This is a genomic window from Mesorhizobium sp. 01N446 (genome assembly GCF_056399285.1).
The window spans coordinates 1-439 of record NZ_JBFTRA010000045.1; the positions used below are offsets into that span (position 1 = coordinate 1).

Consider the following 439-nt stretch of genomic DNA (forward strand, 5'->3'; position numbering starts at 1 on the left):
CGTTGGTGTCGGTGTCGGCATTGTTGAGCGTGTAGGTGTAGCTGCCGTTCGACCCGATGATGACCGAGCCGTAGGTTCCAACCACTGCCAAGCCGACATTGCCGGCCACGCCGTTGACGGCCGAAACCGTCTTGCTGTCGCCGGTGTCGACGTCGGTGTCGTTGGTGAGCACGTTGCCGGTGGCGGAAGGATCGCCGGCGAAGGCGGTGTTGCCGGGGTTGACGCCGGCCTCGATGACGACGTCGCCGGCATTGGTGTCGGCGACGGCAATCGGGGCGTCGTTGGTGCCGGTGATGGTGATGGTCAGCGTGGTCGAGGAGGTTGCGCCGTTGGCATCCTTGACCGTGTAGGTGAACTGATCCGTCGCCGTGGCGCCCTGGGCGAGCGCGTTGGTGTCGGTGTCGGCATTGTTGAGCGTGTAGGTGTAGCTGCCGTTCGA

At 64.7% G+C, this 439-nt stretch carries 1 protein-coding gene; it reads right to left on the bottom strand.

The genetic code is table 11. From position 1 onward, the window contains the following. Positions 1 to 439: VCBS domain-containing protein (locus tag AC1DPX_RS35145; protein ID WP_477242614.1), on the bottom strand; the 439-nt coding region annotated here is incomplete at both ends.